This window comes from Thermodesulfovibrio sp. (assembly GCF_049969575.1).
Taxonomy (GTDB): Bacteria; Nitrospirota; Thermodesulfovibrionia; order Thermodesulfovibrionales; family Thermodesulfovibrionaceae; genus Thermodesulfovibrio; species Thermodesulfovibrio obliviosus.
The window spans coordinates 1-4,053 of sequence record NZ_JBMFOO010000050.1; the positions used below are offsets into that span (position 1 = coordinate 1).

Below are 4,053 nucleotides of genomic sequence, written 5' to 3' on the forward strand. Positions count from 1 at the left end.
GATAAACTGTTGTTGCTGAACCTGAAATTGATAGCCACTCTGTAATGTCAGCTGCATAAGTAAAAATAGGAAAAAGTAAAAAACTCAAAACAAATAAAGCTTTTTTCATGTGCCCCCTCCTTAAAAAATTAAATAAAAAAACCACGAAAGCTTAAACTCAAGCTCTTCTGAGCTAAATTAAGCCTTCGTGGCTTGGAAAAATGTTATCAAAATAGGAGATACAATGTCAAGAAAAATCTTGCAAAAATGTAAAAGGTATAATTATTATAAAAAATTACAGCAACTGGAGGACAGAATGAGAAGAATTTTACTTTCTGAAAAAGATTTACCAAGACAATGGTATAACATACAGGCTGATATGCCAAAGTTACCTCCTCCACCACTTAATCCAAAAACAAAGAAACCGATTTCTCCTGATGATTTAAAAATTATCTTTCCCGTGTCTCTTATTGAACAAGAAGTTACTACTGAAAGATGGATAGATATTCCACAAGAGGTTTTAGATATATATGCAAGCTTTCGTCCAACCCCTCTTTATAGAGCAATTGGACTTGAAAAGGCTCTTAAGACTCCTGCAAGGATTTATTTTAAACATGAAGGTTTTGGCCCGGCAGGGAGTCATAAGACAAATACTTCAATACCTCAGGCTTACTACAATAAAATTGAAGGGATAAAAAGAATAGCCACAGAAACTGGTGCAGGTCAGTGGGGTTCTGCCCTTGCATTAGCAGGAGCATTAATGGGAATAGAGATTACCGTCTATATGGTAAGAGTAAGCTATGATCAGAAACCGTACCGCAGAATAATGATGGAAACATGGGGAGCACAAGTTTATCCATCTCCCTCTGATAAAACTGAATCAGGAAGAAGAATTCTTCATGAAAATCCAGATCATCCTGGAACACTTGGAATTGCCATCTCAGAGGCAGTTGAAGATGCAGCAACCCATAAAGATACAAACTATGCTCTTGGTTCAGTGCTAAATCATGTTTTGCTTCATCAAACAATTATAGGACTTGAATGCAAAAAACAGCTTGAAATTGTAGGAGACTATCCAGATATTGTAATTGGTTGCTGTGGAGGAGGAAGCAATCTCGGTGGTATAAGCTTTCCATTCCTTTATGATAAGATTCATGGGAAGGATTTAAGAGTTATTGCTGTAGAGCCATCTTCGTGCCCTACACTTACAAAGGGCGAGTTCAGATATGATTACGGCGATACCGCAGGATTTACACCTTTTCTCATGATGTATACCCTCGGACATGATTTTGTTCCTCCAGGAATTCATGCAGGAGGTTTAAGATATCATGGAGACGCTCCTCTCATAAGTCAGCTATATCACGATGGCCTGATTGAAGCACAGGCAGTAGGACAGACATCTGTCTTTGAATCTGCCATGCTTTTTGCAAGAAGCGAGGGAATTATTCCTGCTCCTGAAAGTGCTCATGCCATCAAGGTAGCAATAGATGAAGCATTAAAAGCAAAGGAAGAAGGAAAAGAAAGAGTAATACTTTTCAATCTAAGCGGAATAGGATTTCTTGATCTTCCTTCTTATGAGGCATATTTATCCGGGAGGCTTTCTGATTTTGAATATCCAGATGAAAAAATAAAGGAAGCTCTGAGAAAACTGCCTGAAATTTTTTGATTTCAACTGCTAAAATCAGGATAGTATTCTTCAGAGAATATTTAAAAAATCTTTCCTGGATTCATAAATCCCTTTGGATCAAAAATTCTTTTTATAGCCTGCATCAGTTCAATCTGTTTTTTTTCTAACTGAATATTAATATAAGGTTTTTTTGTTATGCCAATTCCATGTTCTCCTGAAATGGCTCCTCCCAGACTTACTACAAATTCAAAGATTTTTTTGACAAGTTCAAATCCTCGAGTTTTTTCCTCTTCATTGCCTTTTTCAACGAGAATGTTTACATGAATATTGCCATCTCCAGCATGACCAAAAGATATAATTGGAATATTTGATTCATTTGAAAGCTGATTTAACTTTATAAATGTTTTTGAGAGACTGTCTAAAGGAACAACAATATCAATATTGATTTTTTCTTTGTCCTGCATCTTCAAAATACATGGTGAGATGCTTCTACGGGCTTTCCATAAATTTTCTCTTGCATAGTAGTCTGTGGCAATCTGCGTTTCTCCTTTAAGTTTTCTCGCAATATTAACAATTTTTTCTCCATCTCTTTTAATAGAGGTTATTTCTCCATCAAGTTCAACAAGAAGCAAAGCTTCCACCTGAGTGGGCAGCCCCAATTCATAATTTTTTTCAATTAAGCTTAAACAGGAGCTGTCAAGAAATTCAAGGGTTCTTGGAACAATCCCTGAGCCAATGATTTTTGGAACAGCCTCTCCAGCAGAATCTATTGAATCAAAACTTATCAAAAGAGTAATTACTTCCTCTGGTTGTGGTAAAACCCTGAGGATTACTTTTGAAATTATTCCCAGTGTGCCTTCTGAACCAATAAAAAGCTCTTTTAATTCATATCCTGTAACTCTTTTAAGTGTTTTCCCACCTAATGTCAAAACTGCACCATTGGAAAGCACAACTTCACATCCCAGGCAATAGTTTCTTGTAACCCCGTATTTAACAGCTCGCGGACCACCAGCATTTGTTGCTACATTTCCACCAATTGTGCAGTAATCAAGAGATGCAGGATCCGGAGGATAAAAAAGTTCATGAATCATTAATTCTTTTTGAAGTTCTCCATTTATAACACCAGGTTCTACAATAGAAGTAAAATTTTTTTGATTTATTTCCAGAACTTCTCTCATTTTTTCAAGGCTAATTATAATGCTTTTTGAATTAATAGGAATAACTCCTCCTGCCATGCCTGTTCCAGCACCTCGTGGTAGTATTTTTAACCCTTTATTTGTTGCCCATTTTACAATTTTTACAATTTCTTCAGTGCTTTTAGGCCAAGCAACAAGCTCTGGAAGGCTTCCCTTTGCATAGGAAGCATCATAGCTGTAGCATATAAGGTCTTCTTTTTCGTCGGATATTTCTATTCCTTCAATTAATGTTAAATCTTTCATACATATGCCTCTGCTTCTTTTAGTTCTAAGGAAATTACTGTGGATACTCCTTCTTCCTGCATTGTTACTCCGTAGATATAATCTGCAATCTCCATCATGAGCTTATTATGGGTTACAATAAGAAATTGCGTGTTACTGCTTAACTGTTTTATCAATTTTCTTAATCTAAGGGTATTGATATCATCAAGAGGTGCGTCCACCTCGTCAAGAATGCATACAGGAGATGGACGAATACTTAAACAGGCAAATATAAAAGATAAAGCAGTAAGTGCTTTTTCTCCTCCAGAAAGAAGATTTATGTTGCCTGTCTTTTTGCCTGGCGGCTGAACATGTATTTCTATCTCTGACTCAAGGATGTTGTTTTCATCAGTGAGAATAATTTCAGCTTTTCCTCCTTCAAAAAGCTCATTAAATAGGCTGTTAAATCTTTCTTTTAAAAGATTGAATGTTTCTCTTAGTTTCTTTTTCGTGAGGGAGTTAATTTTTTTTATTGCTTCTTGTAGTTCTTCTATGGATGTTACAATGTCCTGTTTCTGGTTGATTAAAAAGTTATATCTTTCTTTAACATCTTCATATTCCTTCAAGATTTCAACATCAACAGGGCCAATTTCTTTGAGTTGATTTTTAAGCTGCGTTATGCGAGATTTAAATGTTTCCGTTTCTTGAGCTAGCTCAATCTGTTCTTTAATTATGTCAATTCCATAAATGCTGTAAATCTCATTCCATAGATTTTCAAGCTTTACTTTTTTTTCGCCTTCAATGGTTTTCTTCTCTCCAATTTCTGCTGTAATTTGGTGTAATTTTTCGTTTATGCTATGGTATTTTTTTTCCAGTTCTGTTAAAGATTCTTTTTCATTCTGAAGTTCTGTATAAAGCTTTTCTATTTGTTCTTTTAGATTGACTGTTTCAAGAGTAATCATTTCAATTGCTTTTAATATCTCTGCTTTTTCTTTTTCAATCTGAGATAATCTTTTCTGACTTTGCTCAATCTCTTTTTCATTTTTCTGT

2 protein-coding genes and 1 pseudogene are annotated in these 4,053 nt (G+C 35.3%); 1 reads left to right on the forward strand and 2 read right to left on the reverse strand.

Annotated elements, in window-relative coordinates; genetic code table 11:
* Nucleotides 1-295: 295 nt before the first annotated feature.
* Nucleotides 296-1,645, forward strand: a complete 1,350-nt coding sequence (locus ACP5O9_RS08690; RefSeq protein WP_428723849.1) for a tryptophan synthase subunit beta — start codon at nt 296-298, stop codon at nt 1,643-1,645.
* A gap of 41 nt (nt 1,646-1,686) precedes the next feature.
* Here ACP5O9_RS08690 and ACP5O9_RS08695 read toward each other — a convergent pair whose 3' ends face one another.
* Nucleotides 1,687-3,045 carry an FAD-binding oxidoreductase gene (locus tag ACP5O9_RS08695; RefSeq protein ID WP_424905394.1) on the reverse strand — a complete coding sequence of 453 codons (1,359 nt, stop codon included), beginning with the start codon at nt 3,043-3,045 and terminating at the stop codon, nt 1,687-1,689.
* Nucleotides 3,042-4,053 (reverse strand): annotated as a pseudogene (locus tag ACP5O9_RS08700) (chromosome segregation protein SMC); the annotation flags it as partial. The pseudogene ACP5O9_RS08700 and the gene ACP5O9_RS08695, both read right to left, overlap by 4 nt.

What these genes read in the sequence shown, in the direction of transcription:
- ACP5O9_RS08690 (WP_428723849.1), top strand. Translation starts at nt 296, where the DNA reads ATGAGAAGAATTTTACTTTCTGAAAAAGATTTACCAAGACAATGGTAT.
- ACP5O9_RS08695 (WP_424905394.1), bottom strand. Translation starts at nt 3,045, where the DNA reads ATGAAAGATTTAACATTAATTGAAGGAATAGAAATATCCGACGAAAAA.